The sequence below is a fragment of the Bradyrhizobium sp. URHA0013 genome (genome assembly GCF_000518345.1).
GTDB lineage: Bacteria > Pseudomonadota > Alphaproteobacteria > Rhizobiales > Xanthobacteraceae > Bradyrhizobium.
Window position 1 is genome coordinate 1455477 of sequence record NZ_KI912426.1, and the last position, 15989, is coordinate 1471465.

14 protein-coding genes are annotated in these 15989 nt (G+C 64.3%); 7 read left to right on the plus strand and 7 right to left on the minus strand.

Going from position 1 to position 15989, the window contains the following annotated elements; genetic code table 11:
* Positions 1-88: 88 nt before the first annotated feature.
* The 3 genes from purF to radA all read right to left on the minus strand — a co-directional run bounded on the left by purF (position 89) and on the right by radA (position 3863).
* A complete protein-coding gene (gene purF / locus N551_RS0127430) occupies positions 89-1594 on the minus strand; it encodes an amidophosphoribosyltransferase (protein ID WP_007609288.1) in 1506 nt (501 codons plus the stop codon).
* Positions 1595-1621: 27 nt separating this feature from the next.
* Entirely contained in the window at positions 1622-2251 is a 630-nt protein-coding gene (locus N551_RS0127435) for a CvpA family protein (RefSeq protein WP_027569646.1), read from the minus strand.
* Between the two features lie 166 nt (positions 2252-2417).
* A complete protein-coding gene (radA, locus tag N551_RS0127440) occupies positions 2418-3863 on the minus strand; it encodes a DNA repair protein RadA (RefSeq protein WP_027569647.1) in 1446 nt (481 codons plus the stop codon).
* 217 nt (positions 3864-4080) lie between these two features.
* On the opposite strand from radA, the gene N551_RS0127445 reads away from it, so the two are divergent.
* Both N551_RS0127445 and N551_RS0127450 read left to right on the plus strand, forming a co-directional pair.
* Positions 4081-5238, plus strand: coding sequence for an ABC transporter substrate-binding protein (locus N551_RS0127445; RefSeq protein ID WP_035962601.1), 1158 nt, complete (start codon positions 4081-4083; stop codon positions 5236-5238).
* Positions 5238-7307, plus strand: a complete 2070-nt coding sequence (locus N551_RS0127450; protein ID WP_027569649.1) for a bifunctional diguanylate cyclase/phosphodiesterase — start codon at positions 5238-5240, stop codon at positions 7305-7307. Before N551_RS0127445 ends, N551_RS0127450 begins: the two co-directional genes overlap by 1 nt.
* Before the next feature lie 11 nt (positions 7308-7318).
* Here N551_RS0127450 and N551_RS0127455 read toward each other — a convergent pair whose 3' ends face one another.
* Positions 7319-8044, minus strand: coding sequence for a sulfite exporter TauE/SafE family protein (locus tag N551_RS0127455; protein WP_027569650.1), 726 nt, complete (start codon positions 8042-8044; stop codon positions 7319-7321).
* Positions 8045-8233: 189 nt separating this feature from the next.
* On the opposite strand from N551_RS0127455, the gene N551_RS0127460 reads away from it, so the two are divergent.
* From N551_RS0127460 to N551_RS0127475, 4 genes are all read left to right on the plus strand, one after another.
* Positions 8234-9106 carry a L,D-transpeptidase gene (locus N551_RS0127460; protein ID WP_027569651.1) on the plus strand — a complete coding sequence of 291 codons (873 nt, stop codon included), beginning with the start codon at positions 8234-8236 and terminating at the stop codon, positions 9104-9106.
* A 164-nt stretch (positions 9107-9270) separates the two neighbouring features.
* Positions 9271-9966 carry an alpha/beta fold hydrolase gene (locus N551_RS0127465; protein ID WP_027569652.1) on the plus strand — a complete coding sequence of 232 codons (696 nt, stop codon included), beginning with the start codon at positions 9271-9273 and terminating at the stop codon, positions 9964-9966.
* A gap of 307 nt (positions 9967-10273) precedes the next feature.
* Positions 10274-10642: a GFA family protein gene (locus N551_RS0127470; protein WP_027569653.1), complete on the plus strand. Its 369-nt coding sequence runs from the start codon at positions 10274-10276 to the stop codon at positions 10640-10642.
* Positions 10643-10739: 97 nt separating this feature from the next.
* A complete protein-coding gene (locus N551_RS0127475) occupies positions 10740-11555 on the plus strand; it encodes a hypothetical protein (RefSeq protein WP_027569654.1) in 816 nt (271 codons plus the stop codon).
* Position 11556: 1 nt separating this feature from the next.
* Here the strand turns inward: N551_RS0127475 and N551_RS0127480 are convergent, their stop codons facing one another.
* Positions 11557-12327 (minus strand): exodeoxyribonuclease III, encoded by a 771-nt coding sequence (locus tag N551_RS0127480; RefSeq protein ID WP_027569655.1) that lies wholly within the window; start codon positions 12325-12327, stop codon positions 11557-11559.
* A gap of 40 nt (positions 12328-12367) precedes the next feature.
* Between N551_RS0127480 and N551_RS0127485 the strand changes: the two genes are divergently transcribed.
* Entirely contained in the window at positions 12368-12586 is a 219-nt protein-coding gene (locus N551_RS0127485) for a hypothetical protein (RefSeq protein ID WP_027517508.1), read from the plus strand.
* Positions 12587-12598: 12 nt separating this feature from the next.
* On the opposite strand, the gene alr is transcribed toward N551_RS0127485, so the two are convergent.
* Together alr and N551_RS0127495 are read right to left on the minus strand one after the other, a co-directional pair.
* Positions 12599-13879: an alanine racemase gene (gene alr, locus N551_RS0127490; protein ID WP_027569656.1), complete on the minus strand. Its 1281-nt coding sequence runs from the start codon at positions 13877-13879 to the stop codon at positions 12599-12601.
* Between the two features lie 51 nt (positions 13880-13930).
* Positions 13931-15439, minus strand: coding sequence for a replicative DNA helicase (locus N551_RS0127495; protein WP_027569657.1), 1509 nt, complete (start codon positions 15437-15439; stop codon positions 13931-13933).
* Between the last annotated feature and the right edge of the window lie 550 nt (positions 15440-15989).

A 15989-nucleotide genomic window follows, 5' to 3' on the forward strand; every position in this document is an offset into this window, starting at 1 on the left:
TCAGGCCATCCTCTTCAAACCACAAAGACCTGTGGTTATTGGGTCCCGGCCCCCGTGCGCAATTGCGCACTAGGCCGGGACGACGAGTTTAGCTCGCCTCCGCCAGCAACGACAATTGCCGCGGCTGCTGCTCGGTCTGGGTCTGGTCGGTGAGGTGGGTCGGATAGGCCCCGGTGAAGCAATGATCCGAGAATTTCGGATTGGCGGGGTCGCGGCCCGGCTCGCCCATGGCGCGGTACATGCCGTCGATCGACAGGAAGGCGAGCGAGTCGGCGCCGATGATTTCGCGCATCTCCTCCAGCGAATGTGTCGCCGCAAGAAGACCGCCGCGATCCGGCAGGTCGATTCCGTAATAATCGGGATAGAGGATCGGCGGCGAGGCGAGGCGGAAGTGCACTTCCTTGGCGCCGGCATCGCGCATCATGCGCACGATCTTCTTCGAGGTGGTGCCGCGCACCAGTGAATCGTCGATCAGGATGATGCGCTTGCCTTCGATCGCGGCGCGGTTGGCCGAATGCTTCATGCGCACCCCGGATTCGCGGATCGCCTGCGTCGGCTGGATGAAGGTGCGGCCGACATAATGGTTGCGGATGATGCCGAGCTCGAACGGGATGCCGGAATGCTGGCTGTAGCCGACCGCGGCGGGCACGCCGGAATCCGGCACCGGCACCACGACGTCGACCGGCACGTGGCTCTCTCGCGCAAGCTGCGCACCGAAGGCCTTGCGCACTTCGTAGACCGAGCGTCCGTGGACGATGGAATCCGGACGGGAGAAGTAGATGTATTCGAAGATGCAGGGACGCGGCGCGATCGGCGGGAACGGCTTGTGGATGTCCTGCCCGTTCTCGTCGAACACGATGACCTCGCCGGGCTCGATGTCGCGGACGAAGCGTGCGCCGATGATGTCGAGGGCGCAGGTCTCGGAGGTCAGGATCGGGCAACCATCGAGTTCGCCGAGCACCAGCGGACGGATGCCGCGCGGATCGCGCGCGCCGACCAGCTTCTTGTTGGTCAGCGACACCAGCGCATAGGCGCCCTCGATCTCGCGCAGCGCGTCGATATAGCGTTCGATGAAGCGGCTGCGCCTGGAGCGCGCGACCAAATGCAGGATCACCTCGGTGTCGGTGGTCGACTGCATCATCGCGCCGTTCTTCACGAGCTCGCGGCGCAGCGTCAGGCCGTTGGTGAGATTGCCGTTGTGGGCGACCGCAAGGCCGCCGGCATTCAATTCGGCGAACAGCGGCTGCACGTTGCGCAGGATGGTCGCGCCGGTGGTGGAATAACGGACATGGCCGACCGCCATTGTGCCGGGCAGGCGGTCGATCACCTCGCGGCGGGAGAAGGTGTCGCCGACGAGGCCGAGGCGGCGTTCCGAATGAAAGCGGCCGCCGTCATAGGAGACGATGCCGGCGGCTTCCTGGCCGCGGTGCTGAAGGGCGTGGAGGCCGAGCGCCGTGATGGCGGCGGCATCTGGGTGGCCGTAGATGCCGAAGACGCCGCATTCCTCGCGCAGCGTATCCCCCTCCAGATCGTCTTGAAGTTCCAGCGCGGCCGGGCCGAGATCAAGTAGGGCGTCCTGGTCAGGATTTCGCATCTCGTCCGAGCCTCTCGTTAGGGCTTATCAACGCGCCGCGGGTTTCTCGATCAGCTTTTTAAGGCTGTCACGAGCCGGTTTGCTGTATCCGTCGGCACTGCCCGAAGGCTGCTGCTCGGAATCAGTTTGCTCTTCATCTGGTTTGTTTTTCTTGAATCTCTTCAAGATGGTGTTCTCGGGGTCGTCAGGCAAGAGGGCCATCAGCCAATCGCCGGTTCCCTGCAGCACCACGCGGGATTTGGCCCCTGTGACCCAATCCGGGCGCTGCTTGTCCGGCACCAGCCAGGTGAAGAACAGGAAGGCGACCACGACGATCAAAAGCCCGCGCGCCAGCCCGAACAGAAAGCCGAGGGTGCGGTCCAGCGCGCCGATGCGCGAATCCAGGATCATGTCGGAGATCCGGACCGTGATCACGGAGACCACGACCAGGGTGCCTACGAACACGCCGGCGACCACGACCACGCTCGCGACGGTATCGTTGTTGAAATAGGTCTTTGCGGTCGGCAGCAGCTTCGAGAACGAATAAAGGGTGACGATCGCCGCCGTGCCCCAGGCCGCGATCGACAGGATTTCGCGCATGAAGCCGCGAACCATGGCGAGCAGGCCCGAAATCAGCATCACACCGAGCAGGATCAGGTCGAGGATGGTTACTGGCATCGGCTGGTCTGGTCCGCTCGTACTTCAAGGTGCTCAGCGAATCGGTGTTTGGCCGCCGCCCCTAAGTGAGGGCCAGACGACGTTCCCGGCAAGGCCGCAACCACGCAATCCCATGCTGCTTTTGTGACGGCTGTATAGCGGCGAGGGCGGGGGACGTCACCACCGGCTAACCCTCTCCACGGCGGAATCTTGCCGGTGTGGCATTTTTCTCTGCCGGAGCGCTCGGCTCGCCCCGCCGGGAGCCGCGCGCGGCGATCTCGGCGACCAATGTCGTCAGGCTGTTGATCGCGTTCAGCGACAGGCCGGCATCGCCGGCGGCTTCGCCCCGGGCCGATTCGGGCAGCACGGCACGCTGAAAGCCGAGTTTTGCCGCTTCTTTCAGCCGGGCCGGGGTCTGCGCCACCGGGCGCACCACGCCGGACAGGGAGATCTCGCCGAAATAGACCGCATCGGAGGGCAACTGCGCATTAACCAGCGAGGACACCAGCGCCGCCGCTGCGGCCAGATCAGCCGCGGGCTCGTGGATGCGCAGGCCGCCCGCGACGTTCAGATAGACGTCGTGGCCGGACAGCTTGACCCCGCAATGGGCTTCCAGCACCGCCAGCACCATCGACAGCCGGCTCGGATCCCAGCCGACCACGGCCCGGCGCGGCGTGCCGAGCGAGGTCGGCGCCACCAGCGCCTGCAATTCGACCAGAACGGGCCTTGTGCCCTCGATGCCCGCGAAGACTGCGGTGCCGGGCGTGCCGAGATCGCGCTCGGACAAAAACAGCTCGGAGGGATTGGTGACTTCGCGCAGGCCAAGCCCAGTCATCTCGAACACGCCGATCTCGTCGGTCGGCCCGAAACGATTCTTCACGGCACGCAGGATGCGGAATTGCTGCGAGCCTTCGCCCTCGAACGACAGCACCGCATCGACCATGTGCTCGACCACGCGAGGGCCGGCGATCTGACCGTCCTTGGTGACATGGCCGACCAGGATGATGGCCGCGCCGGTCCTTTTGGCAAAACGAATCAGGGCCTGTGCCGAGGCGCGCACCTGGGTGACCGTGCCAGGCGCCGATTCCACCGTGTCGGTCCACATCGTCTGGATCGAATCGATCACGATCAGCCGGGGCACCGCGCCCTCGGACAGCGTCGACACGATGTCTTCGACCGACGTCTCGGCGGCGAGCTGCACCGGCGCATCCGACAGCCCGAGCCGCTCCGCGCGCAACCGCACCTGTGCGACCGCCTCTTCGCCGGAGATGTAGACGACGCGGTGACCGGCGCGCGCGAGCAGGCTTGTGGCCTGCGTCAGCAGCGTCGACTTGCCGATGCCGGGATCGCCGCCGACCAGAAGCACCGAGCCGCGCACGAAGCCGCCGCCGGTGACGCGATCGAGCTCCGTCATGCCCGAGGACAGACGCGGGGCGTCCTGGGTTTTTCCGGACAGGCTCTCCAGCGCGAACGTCCGCCCCTTGCGTTTGGAGCGGATCGACACCGGCACGCTGCCGGTCGTGTCCTCCTCCGCGAGCGTATTCCACTCGCCGCAGGACTCGCACTTGCCCTGCCAGCGGTTATAGGCCGCGCCGCAGTTCTGGCAGACGAAGGAAAGCGTGTTCTTGGCCATGGGGACAGCGAGTCCGGGGACAGCGAGTCGGGGGTTTCAGGTTTGCTGATAGCACGGAATGACGGGTCGAGAGCGTGAGTCCGAGCGGACCGCATATCGCAGTTCGGCAGGCCTGATACACCCTTTGTTAGCTCTATGCCGCCGCAACAGGCCGGGCTTTGCCAAATGTTAGCGGACGCGGGTCCAGTTTCGGAACCAATACGGGATGGCGAAAAGAATGACCGGACTTTTGCGGATATTGCTGGCTTTCGGCATCACCTGCGGCGTTCTGATGCCGTCTGGCGGCGCTGTTGCGGCCGATGCGAAGCGTCTCAACGTCGTCTTCGTCAACCCGGGCAAGACCGGCGAGGTCTATTGGGACATGGTTTCGCTGACCATGCAGGCCGCCGGCCGCAAGCTCGGCGCGCATGTCGAGGTGCTGACCAGCGAGCGCAATTACCGCACCATGCAGGAGCTCGGGTTCGGCGTGGTGGCACGCAGCGACAAGCCCGACTTTCTCATTCTCTCGAACGAGGAATCGGCCGCCGTTCCGATCATGGAGGCAGCCGAGGCCGCTGGGATCAGGACGCTGCTGCTCTCGAACACGCTGATCGGTGACGATGCGGCGCGTCTTGGACCGCCGCGTCAAAAGCTCAAGACCTGGCTCGGCGACATCACGACGGATCTTCAGACCGCGGGCGCGCGGATGGCCAATGCCCTGATCGACGCGGCGCGTGCCGAGAAATGGCAGAGCCCGGACGGCAAGATCCACATTCTCGGCATCGGCGGCGACGAGATCACGCCGGCCTCGATCGCCCGCAACGCGGGCCTCAAGCTCGCGGTGGACGCCGCGCCGGACGTCGTGGTGGATCGGATGCTGTTCGCCAACTGGACGCGGTCGGAGGCCGAGCATGTCACCACGAATTATCTGAGCTGGGCCGCGCGCAAAGACATCCGGCCCGCAGGCATATGGGCCGGAAACGATCCGATGGCGCTGGGAGCGCTTCGCGCGGTGATCGCTGGCGGCCTCACGCCCGGGCGGAACATCCAATTGGTCGGCCTCAACTGGTCGGAGGATGCGCTGCGCGAGATCAAGGCGGGCCGCTTGCTTCTGACCGACGGCGGGCATTTCCTGCTCGGCGGCTGGTCGATCGTTCTGTTGCGCGACTACGCCGACGGCTGCGATTTTGCGGACGTATCACCCCGTGTCGAGGTCAAGACGTCCGCGATCACGCGTAACAACCTCGCTGCGGTCGACGACCTCATCACCACGCGCGCCTTCGACCGGATCGATTTCGCGCGTTTCAGGGCCAAGGCAGGGCGCTGCGGCCAGTACGACTTCTCCGTCGATGCGCTGATCTCGTCGCTGACCCCTGTGGAAGGCGCTGCCGACTGATGCGAAACGGCGACGACATGACCGATCCGGATCGCAAGCAGCAGGCGCCGCCGCCGCGCTTGCGCTCCGTCGTCCGCGCGATGATCTGGGCGACAGTACCTGTTCTGTTGCTGGTTCAATTGCTCGCCTCCGCCGGCGTCGAGGCCTCGAGCTTCTGGTCGCAGATCAGGCAGCTCGACGCGCGCATCGCCCGCCTCGCGGAGAGCCGTGCCGAGCTGATCGCCGAACCGCTCTGGAAGATGCGCTACGATCAGGTCACGAGCGTGCTCAACGAGATCATGCACGACGAGAGCATCGCCGCGGCGGCCGTTTACGACGATACCGGAATCGCGATTGCCCGCGTGGTGGCGCGCCCGGTGGGACAGGCGGTCGCGGAGATCTCGCGTCCGATCAACTACAGCAACGGCAACATGGCGGTCCAGGCCGGCCGCATCGCGATCGTATATTCGCATGCGGCGCTCTACGCGGACACGGGCAGCCGGCTGGTGCTGCTGCTGGTCGTCGGTCTGTTGGCAACGTTTGCGACCCTGATCGCCATGCGGATCTCCGCCAACCTCTTCATCGGCAGGCCGCTGGCGGCAATGATGTCCGCGATCCAGCGCAGCAAGCAGGACGGCCGCGCCTATCCGGCGGAGGTCAAATCCTCGAACGAATTCGGTCAGCTCGCGCATGCCTTCAACGCCATGCAGCACACGACGTCCGGTGCGCTCGACCGGCTCGGCCACATGGCCGCGCACGATCCGCTCACGGGGCTGCCCAATCGCCGTTCGCTCTCAGAGCACCTCGTGACCCTGAGTCACGATGCCGGCTCACCGGACGCGCTGATCGCACTCTGCTTCATCGATCTCGACGACTTCAAGGGCATCAACGACACCTTTGGCCATGACTCCGGCGACAAGTTCCTGGTGCACATTTCCGAGCGCCTTCGTGGTGCGGTCGAACCGCAAGATTGGATAGCTCGACTCGGCGGCGATGAATTCGTCGTCATTCGACCCGAGGTCAGCAACGAGGAGACCGCGCAGAGATTTTCGCGCCACTTGCTGGATGCGATTTCCGAGCCGATCCGACTTCACGACAAGCAAGTCGTGCCGCGTGCCAGCATCGGCCTTGCCGTGCGCCGTGCCGGAGATCCCGAGCTTTCGCACCTGCCGGCGCTCGCCGACATCGCGCTCTACCATGCCAAGAGCAAGGCGCCCGGCACGGTTGCGGTGCTCGACGAAGCGCTTCAGCGCGACTATCGCCGCCGCCGGGAGCTCGAACTTGGCATTCCCACAGGCTTCGACGAGAGGCAATTCGAGGTCTGGTATCAAAGCCAGGTCGATCTCGAAAGCCACGACATCGTCGGCCTGGAAGCGCTGATCCGCTGGCGCCATCCGGAACATGGCGTGATCGGTCCGGGCGAATTCTTGCCGCTGATCGAGCGCAGCGGCAACAATGCGCGGCTGACGCGCTATGTGCTCACCGACGCCTGCCGCGCGCTGCAACATCTGGCTGCGGCCGGCAGGCCGCATATCCGGATTGCGATCAATCTGCCGCCGTCCGAGCTCGCCGACCATTCGTTCGCCGCCGAGCTGCGCGCGACCTGCGCGCGCTTTGACGTGGCGGCATCGTTGCTGGAGCTCGAGATCACCGAGGGATCGCTGATCAACAACATGGCCAGCGCATCCGAGACGCTGCACCGCCTGCGGCGCCTGGGTGCCACCATCGCGCTCGACGATTTCGGCACGGGCTACAGCTCGCTCGCCCATCTCAGGCGGTTTCCGCTGGACAAGGTCAAGATCGACAAGGCCTTCATCAGCGAGATCCCCGATAGTGCGGAAGACAAGGCGATTGTTGGCGTCATCGCGTCGCTCGCCGGCACGCTGGGCCTCACTTTGGTGGCCGAAGGCATCGAGCGCGCCGAGCAGGCCCAAGCCATGCGCGAGATGGGCGTGAGGTTCGGCCAGGGCTTTCTCTATCATCGGCCGCAGCCACTCGAGGCCGTGTTGCTATGGCTCGAGGGACGGCCGGCCCACCAGAGCCGCGTCATCGAGGATAGCCCGTCGATCGCGCCCGAATTTGCGGTCTGAGCGCAGCGCGGCTACGGCTGCGCCGCATTCCACAGCATGGAGAGGCCGGCGGCGATCATGATCGCGTCCATCACGACGCGGAACATCTCCGGCTTCAGGCGCAGCACGAAGCGTTTGGCGATGAAGGCGCCCGCCATCAACGAAGATCCAGCGATCAGGCCTTTGACGAACACGTCGCCGGTCAGCGCGCCGAACCGTTCGAAGGTCACGGATTTCGCGGCATAGAGCCCGAGCGAAGAAGCCGCTTCGGTCGCGAGGAAGGCGCCCCGGGACAAGCCGGAGAACAGGAACAGCGGGACGCTGAGCGGGCCGGTGGAGACGACGATGCCGGTGAGATAACCGATGACAGCCCCGCCGATCGCCAGATGCCAGAGATTGGCCTTGAGATCGTGCCGCGCCAGCCAGTGTCGCACCGGCACCATCGCGATCAGGAAGACCCCGATGGCGAGATCGACGGCGTGCGAGGGCAGGGCCAGCAGCGTCCGCGCGCCGAGCGCGGCGGCCGGAATGCCTGTCACCGAATAAGCCGCGCAGGCCCGCCAGTCGACCTCGCGCCACCAGGCCAAGATTCGTGAGAAGTTGGCCATGACGGCGGCCACCGCCATGATCGGCACCGCCTCCTTTGGCCCATAGGCATAGACAAGCACCGGCATCAGCATGATCGAAGAGCCCGTGCCGACGATGCCGGAAATGGTGCCTGCGATGAGGCCGACGATGAGGACGAAGAGAAAAGCCAAAACGGTCTCCACGAATCGGGAGTTTAGCCGCGGCCAGGGGCGCAGGCGATCTGCGAGGCGAGGGAACCCTGTCTTGCCGAGAGCCGGGCGTTAACCATCGCCGACGGTTCCAGTCTGAGCGAAATCGCTTCGAAGTTTCTTAAATCTTACTGGGTACCTCTCTTGGGCATAGTGATCTGGGGGAAGAGTATGGGTAAGCGGGCCAAACGCGGAAAGGCGGAGACCTTCGCGATCCCGATGGCCGCGAGAGTTGCAATTGGCGCTGTGGCCGTTGGCGCGTTGGGGTACGGTTTGCTGTCCCGGCCGGCGAACGTGCAACCGGCACGAAAGCCGCCCGCGCACGAAGCCCAGGCGTCGTCAACTCCGGTTTACGTCGCAACGCCGGTTCATGCATCAGCTCCGGCTCCGACACCGGCTTCGGCTCCGCTTCCGGCCCCCGCGCCTCTGATCGAACCGCCCAAAGCGGCCGACGTTCCCGGAGCATTGGTTCGGCAGGTGGTCGACTACGCCAGCCGCCAGACGCCGGGCACCGTGATCATCGACACCAAGAACACCTTCCTCTATCTCGTCCTGAACGACGCGCAGGCACTGCGCTACGGCATCGGTGTTGGCCGCGAAGGTTTCACATGGTCGGGTGAGCAGACTGTGGCTCGCAAGGCGGAATGGCCGGATTGGCATCCGCCCGCGGAGATGGTCTCGCGTCAGCCCTATCTGCCGCGGTTCATGGCCGGCGGTCCCGGCAACCCGCTCGGCGCTCGGGCGATGTATCTGGGCGAGACGGAATATCGAATTCACGGCACCAACAAGCCCGATACGATCGGGAAGCGGGTCTCGTCCGGCTGTATCCGGCTGACCAATGAGGACGTCGTTGACCTCTATGATCGCGTGAAAGTCGGCGCGAAAGTGATCGTGCTTCCGACAACCGTTGCCCGTCGACCACCCCAGGGAGCGCCGGCCGACGCCGCTTTCCGATTACCGGACCCGGCATCCCAGTTGAACCGGCCCTCCGCAACCCACGCGCAGATGCCGTCATCCGGACCGAAGATCGCCGAGGCCCAGTAACTCGTCCTTCGTCCTCCTCCTGCAACGGAGGACAAGGAGGCAAGTCAAGTCGCCCAATCGAGCTATTTTCAAAAGACCACACCTACCCGTGCCATTCCGGAAGACGCGCCTTACCGCCTCGCTATCCTGTCGCTCTTCAATTGTGATCAGGAAGGCAAGTTCCCATGAACGGCAAACCAACGATCGTTTTCTGCCACGGCATTTGGGCCGATGGCTCGTGCTTCAGTAAGGTCATCCCTGCATTGCAGGCCGATGGGCACGAGGTGATTGCCGTTCAATATGGTTTGGACTCTTACGAGGAGGATCTGGCGACGGTTAAGCGCACGCTCAATCGTGTCGGCAGCCCCGTCCTCCTCGTCGGTCATTCTTACGGCGGGGCAACGATTACAGGCGCAGGCACGGATGAGCGCGTGGTTGGGCTGGTGTACATTGCGGCGGTGGCTCCGGATGCCGGCGAAACCGTACAGGATCAGCTCGACAAATATCCGTCGGACATTTTCTCTCGCGTCGAGGTGGCGGATGGGCGTGCCTGGATGCTTCCGAGCGGCACCGAGTTCTTCGCAGGTGACCTCTCCGAGGCAGACCAGAAGCTGGTTTGGGCCACACATTATGCGCCCGTCTACGACCTGTTCCAGCAGCAAAAGCTCAGCGCGGACAAGGTCGCGTGGAGATCGAAGCCAAGCTGGTACGTGCTGGCCACGAAAGACCACACTGTGCATCCCGATCTGCAACGTTGGGTCTCGAAGCGCATGGGAGCGACAGTGACCGAGGTCGCGAGCAGTCACGTCCCAATGCTGTCCCAGCCTGGCGTGGTGATCGACGTCATACGCAAGGCCGTGGCCGCCGTTCAAAAAGGCTGATCGCCGTCACTGCGCTGAATGCGAAGGAGAGGTCGCTCGTGGGCGATCTCTCCTGTTCACTGTCCAGTGGGCGATGACTGCTTCCGGAGACATCCCGCCGGTATTTTGCCCGGTTCGGAGCATGCGTAACCCATTGATTCCCCAGCGGTCGGCTACTGTGCACGGGGTTGTTTTTCATGTTTTTGTCGAGTTGGCGCGGCAAGTCGGGGTTCGCAGCACACCGGTCAAGGCCGGCTGCGCGCTGCTGACAGCATGTTGGCAGCAGGGTCCGGCTACGACCATCTCCTGACAAAATGGAGAGCGGGTCATGCCGATCGAGGGAAGCTGTCATTGCGGTGAGACGGTGTTCGAGGTGACGGAGGCGCCCTCGAGCGTGACCCGCTGCACCTGCTCGCTCTGCGCCAAGCGCGGCGCGTTGTGGGCCTATTACACGCCGGCGCAGTTTCGGCTGCTGTCGCCCGCGGAGAACGTCGCGACCTATCTCTGGGGCAGCCGCACGGTCAAACACCATTTCTGCGCAAGCTGCGGCTGCGGTACCTATTCGGAGTCGCCCGACTGGTCGACCGGCAAGCCCGATTTCGACAATCCCAAGGTCGGCGTCAACGCGCGCCTGTTTGACGAGTTCGATCTCGAGGCCGTGCCGGTGACCATGATCGACGGCAAGAATCTGTGGTGAGCATGCGCTCTCACGCATGTCTGCTGCTCGTCCGTGCTCTTGAGGCACTCTTGAAAAGCTGATCTGTTTCCGCCCGACAGAAAAGGGGAGGAAGCCAATGATGCGTCTTTTCGCGCGAGTGATGCTCGCGATGTGTCTGGCCGTTGTAGCCGGCTTCAATGCGCAGGCGCAGACCAAACCCAAGGTCAGGACATCAGGACCGGATTTCCCCAAGGCCGCGCTGTTCGTCGGCAACAGCTTCTTCTACTACAACAACGGCATGCCCGGGCATCTCTCCTTCATGGAGCGGGCTGCGTATCCCGAAAACAAGGCGGCCTATCGCAACACCATGGCGACGATCGGCGGCTCCGGCCTCGATTGGCACGACATGGATAATCTGCTGCGGCCGGGCGGCCTCGGCGCCTATTCGTTCGACGAGCAGAACAACGTCGTCTTCAACAAGCCGGGCAGGCAGTACGACGCCGTCGTGATGATGGATTGCAGCCAGTGCCCAATCCATCCGCAATTGAAGGACGCGTTCGCGACCTTCGTGAAGAAGGACAGCGAGATCGTCCGCACGCATGGCATGCGGCCGGTCCTGTTCATGTCCTGGGCCTACGCCGACAAGCCTGAGATGACGGAAGCGTTGGCCGAGGCCTACACGATCGCAGGCAACGCCAATGATGCGCTGGTGATCCCCGCAGGTCTCGCCTTCGCGCGCGTGCGCAAGCTGCAGCCCGAGCTCAATCTGTATGCGCCGGACAAGCGGCACCCGAGCCCCGCAGGCACGTATCTGGCGACCTGCGTGACGTTCGCCGCGCTGACGGGCCGCTCGTCGGTCGGCAATTCCTACACGATGGGACTGGACGCACCGACGGTGGAGCTGCTGCAAAAAGCAGCGTGGGACACGGTGCAGGAATATTACGGGCGCTGACCTAGCGCAGCACGACCCAGGCCGGTGCGTGATCGCTCGCGCCTTCCTCGCCGCGAACCTTCTTGTCCACGCCGGCTTTTGCCAGGCGTGAGGCGAGGGCAGGGCTGAGCAGGAGATGGTCGAGCCGCAGGCCCGCATCACGCGGCCAGCGGTTTCGCTTGTAATCCCAGAAGGTGTAGATGCGCTTTTCCGGGTGCAGTTCGCGGATCGCGTCACACCAGCCTTGTGCCACCAGCGAGGCAAAGGCCGCACGGCTCTTCGGCTGGATCAAGGCATCCTTGTCCCACGAACGCGTCGGATAGATGTCGATCTCATCAGGCGCAACGTTGTAGTCGCCGGCGAGCACCACGGGCAGATCCTGCTTGATCAACGTTTTGGCGTGGCGCTTGAGCCGCGCGAACCAGTCGAGTTTGTAGTCGAATTTCGGTCCCGGCTGCGGATTGCCGTTCGGCAGGTAGATGCTGGTGACGATGACACCGCGTACCGCGGCCTCGATGTAGCGGGCTTCGTGATCGCCGGGCTTTCCCGGCAAGCGATCGCGGGTGAGAACGGGCTCGGCATTGCGGGCCAGGATGGCGACGCCGTTCCAGGTCTTCTGTCCACACCACACTGCGCCGTAACCGGCCTTTTCGATCGCGGCCGCCGGAAATTCGCCATCACTTGCCTTCAACTCCTGAAGTGCGACGACGTCGGGCTTCGCCGTTCGCATCCATGCCAACAGATTGGGCAGGCGGCGATTGATGTTGTTGATGTTGAAGGTCGCGATCTTCATGTAGAGCTATCGGCTCCTGCCTTCCGTTACCGGAGAAACAATGTCCAAGTTGAGCTTTGCCGTTATCGCCGTCGCCGTTGCGTTCTCCGGGGGCGTCTCGGCACAATCATCCGATCCGCGCGGCGCGTGCAAGGCGGACTATGACAAATTCTGCGCCGGCATTGCGCCGGGCGGCGGCATCGTCGCCTGCCTCAACGCCAAGCGCGACAAGCTCAGCGCAACCTGCAAGACGGCGCTGGACAGCAGGAAAAAGAAGTAAGCGGCGCGCTGCTCAGCCCGGCAGCGGCGGCGGGCTAGCGGGCTGCTCGACGGGCGGCGGAGCGGCCGTCTGCTGCTCGACCGCTTGCGCTGGAGCCGGCTTGGCCAGCGGCTCCACCACGTTCCCGCCCTTGTAGATGCGGGCGTAGCGGCGGCCGAGGCTGGTCAGCACCTCGTAGCCGATCGTTCCGAAATGATGCGCGAGCTCGTCGACGGTAATGCCCTCGCCGAGCAGCGTCACCATGTGGCCGCGCCGCGCCGCGTTCGGCGGCAGATCGGTGATATCGATCGCGATCAGATCCATCGAGACGCGGCCGGCGACCGGACAGCGCTTGCCGGCGACGATGACCTCAGCGCCGCGGGTGCCGTCGTTGGAGCTTGCGGCGCGGAAATAGCCGTCGGCATAGCCGACCGCCATGATCGCGAGTTTCGTCGGCCGCCGTGCGGTCCAGGTGCCGCCATAGCCGACGCTCTCGCCGCGCTCGATATTGCGGATCTGCACGATGCGGGCCTTGAGATCGACCACCGGCTGCATCGGATTGTCGGCCTCCGGCGTCGGGTTGACGCCGTAGAGTGCGGCGCCCGGCCGCACCATGTCGAACTGGAAGGGCGCGCCGAGGAAGACGCCGGACGAATTGGCGAGCGCCGCCGGCACGCCGGAGAATTCGCTGGCGATGCCGCGGAAGGCCGCGAGTTGCTTGGCGTTCACCGGGCTGTTGAGCTGCTCGGCCGAAACCAGATGGCTCATCACCAGCGTGATGCCGTGATCGCCGGCGTTGATGCGGGGGATGATGGCCTGTGCTTCCGCAAGCGTCAGGCCGAGCCGATTCATGCCGGTGTCGATGTGGATGGCGGCGCCACCGGTCCAGCTGGTGCGGCGGCAGAACACGTCCCATTCGGCGAGCTCGTTGAGATCGCCGATCACGGGGCGGCAGTTGATCTGGGCGTAATGCTCGCCGGTGTTCTGGAAATAGCCGCCGAGCACGTAGATCGCAGGCTCCGGCACCGCCGCGCGCACCTTGCGCGCTTCCTCGATGGTAGCGACGAAGAAGGTCTTGCAGCCGGCCTTGTTCAGGGCACGCGCGACCTGCTCGGCGCCGCAGCCATAGGCGTCCGCCTTGATCACCGCCGAGCATTCGGCAGGCACCGCCGTCTTCTCGAGCTTGCGCCAATTGGCGATGATGGCGTCGAGATCGACGGTGAGCACGCCACCGAAGGTCGCGAGCGCGGCAGCCTGATTGGCCTCCGCGGAGAGAAGGCCGGATTGCGGGATCATTTTCGGGTCGGACGCCATTGTCATGGCGCCGTTTTACGCAAGAGGCCGGTCAGGTTCAACCCAGGGAACTCAGTAGTCGTTGCCGCTGCGGTCCGGCACCTGGCTGTCCGGCGCAAGGTCGCCGAACCGTGTGATCGATGCTTCGAAGGCCACATCGACGGTGCCGGTCGGGCCGTGGCGCTGCTTGCCGATGATGACTTCGGCCTTGCCATGCGCAAGATCCATGTCCAGGCGCCATTTTTCGTGCTCGGGTGTGCCCGGGCGCGGCTCCTTGTTTCCGAGGTAATATTCCTCGCGGTAGACGAACAGCACGACGTCGGCATCCTGCTCGATCGAGCCCGATTCGCGCAAATCCGAGAGCTGCGGCCGCTTGTCGTCACGCGACTCGACCTGGCGCGAGAGCTGCGAGAGCGCAATCACGGGCACGCTGAGTTCCTTGGCGAGCGCTTTCAGGCTGGTCGTGATCTCGGTGATTTCCTGCACGCGGTTTTCGCTGCGCTTGCCCGAACCCGACAAGAGCTGGATGTAGTCGATGACGATGAGGTCGAGGCCCTTCTGCCGCTTCAGCCGGCGGGCGCGCGCCATCAGCTGCGCAATGGAGAGACCGCCGGTCTCGTCGACATAGAAGGGCAACGACTGCAGCTCGATCGAGACCTCGCGGATCTTCTCGAAATCGGCCTCCGAGATGCCGCCGCGGCGGATCGAGGAGGAGGGGATGCCGGTGCGCTCGGCCACGATACGCGTGGCGAGCTGGTCGGCCGACATTTCGCAGGAGAAGAAGCCGATGACGCCGCCATGGGCGGCCTTCATGGTGCCGTCGGCCTGGAGTTCTGGAACGTAGGCGCGGGCGACGTTGTAGGCGATGTTGGTTGCAAGCGAGGTCTTGCCCATGCCGGGACGGCCGGCGACGATGATGAGGTCGGAGTGCTGCAACCCGCCCATCTTGGTGTCGAGGTCGCGCAGGCCGGTCGAGATGCCCGACAGCTTTCCGTCGCGCTGGAACGCTTTCGCGGCCAGATCGACCGCAAGCGTCAGCGCCTGCGAGAATTTCTGGAAGCCGCCGTCGTAGCGGCCGGATTCGGCGAGTTCGTAGAGACGGCGCTCGGCGTCCTCGATCTGCGCCCGCGGCGCGAAGTCGACCGGGGCGTCATAGGCGACATTGACCATGTCCTCGCCGATGCCGATCAGGTCGCGTCGCAATGCCAGATCGTAGATGGTGCGCCCATAATCCTGCGCATTGATGATCGTGGTCGCTTCGGCGGCGAGGCGCGCCAGATATTGCCCGATGGTCATGCCGCCGATGTCGGTGTCGGCGGGCAGGAAGGTCTTCAACGTGACGGGCGTCGCGATCTTGCCCATCCGGATCAGGCTCGAGGCGGTCTCGAAGATGGTCTGGTGCAGCGGCTCGAAGTAATGCTTCGGCTCCAGGAAGTCGGAGACGCGGTAAAACGCGTCGTTGTTGACCAGGATCGCGCCCAGCAGGCTCTGTTCCGCCTCGATATTATGCGGCGCGCTCCGATAAGCGGGAGTTCCGGCTTCGGGCGCGAGTTTGAGAACGTTCGAATCAGTCAGGGCCATGGTCGAGCGATAGCAATTTTCTGGGGCGGATGCGGGGCCGGGATAAAGCGCCGCCTCAGACCAAAGCGGAAGCAAAAGCTCGCCGCTATCAACCGATCATTAAAATGGTGGATGATTGGCCGCCGCAGCCCGCGCCGCGCTTGACGGATTTTCCTGGAACCATGCCGGGACCTGAAAGCCGTCGCTACCGCGCCACGGAAAACGCTCGTTGAAGTGAACCTAATGGGTTGGCGGGCAGACGTATCGAGACGCGCGCGAAATGACGCACGCTGGGCGCTTTCGGCTCGGTTCAGACCAGCAGGAGGTAAACCAGTGCAACCAGAGCCGCCCCGACGCCGGTAGCGATCAGGGCGTAATCGGTGCGGAGGTCGTCCTGCACGTCGAATGAGGTTTGGGTCTCTTTGCTCATGGCGACGGTCTAAGCCAGGGCCGACGAGACTTATGTGAAGCAGATCACATCTCCCCGGATTCTTTCGGGGGTACAGCCGGAACAGGCAAGCGGGCGGGGGGTTGTCTCCCGGTCTGCCACCAGGGAACGAGGCAAGCGATG

What these genes read in the sequence shown, in the direction of transcription:
- N551_RS0127460 (WP_027569651.1), top strand. Translation starts at nt 8,234, where the DNA reads ATGGGTAAGCGGGCCAAACGCGGAAAGGCGGAGACCTTCGCGATCCCG.
- N551_RS0127465 (WP_027569652.1), top strand. Translation starts at nt 9,271, where the DNA reads ATGAACGGCAAACCAACGATCGTTTTCTGCCACGGCATTTGGGCCGAT.
- N551_RS0127495 (WP_027569657.1), bottom strand. Translation starts at nt 15,439, where the DNA reads ATGGCCCTGACTGATTCGAACGTTCTCAAACTCGCGCCCGAAGCCGGA.
- N551_RS0127485 (WP_027517508.1), top strand. Translation starts at nt 12,368, where the DNA reads ATGTCCAAGTTGAGCTTTGCCGTTATCGCCGTCGCCGTTGCGTTCTCC.
- N551_RS0127435 (WP_027569646.1), bottom strand. Translation starts at nt 2,251, where the DNA reads ATGCCAGTAACCATCCTCGACCTGATCCTGCTCGGTGTGATGCTGATT.
- purF (WP_007609288.1), bottom strand. Translation starts at nt 1,594, where the DNA reads ATGCGAAATCCTGACCAGGACGCCCTACTTGATCTCGGCCCGGCCGCG.
- N551_RS0127480 (WP_027569655.1), bottom strand. Translation starts at nt 12,327, where the DNA reads ATGAAGATCGCGACCTTCAACATCAACAACATCAATCGCCGCCTGCCC.
- radA (WP_027569647.1), bottom strand. Translation starts at nt 3,863, where the DNA reads ATGGCCAAGAACACGCTTTCCTTCGTCTGCCAGAACTGCGGCGCGGCC.
- N551_RS0127475 (WP_027569654.1), top strand. Translation starts at nt 10,740, where the DNA reads ATGATGCGTCTTTTCGCGCGAGTGATGCTCGCGATGTGTCTGGCCGTT.
- N551_RS0127445 (WP_035962601.1), top strand. Translation starts at nt 4,081, where the DNA reads ATGACCGGACTTTTGCGGATATTGCTGGCTTTCGGCATCACCTGCGGC.
- N551_RS0127470 (WP_027569653.1), top strand. Translation starts at nt 10,274, where the DNA reads ATGCCGATCGAGGGAAGCTGTCATTGCGGTGAGACGGTGTTCGAGGTG.
- alr (WP_027569656.1), bottom strand. Translation starts at nt 13,879, where the DNA reads ATGGCGTCCGACCCGAAAATGATCCCGCAATCCGGCCTTCTCTCCGCG.
- N551_RS0127450 (WP_027569649.1), top strand. Translation starts at nt 5,238, where the DNA reads ATGCGAAACGGCGACGACATGACCGATCCGGATCGCAAGCAGCAGGCG.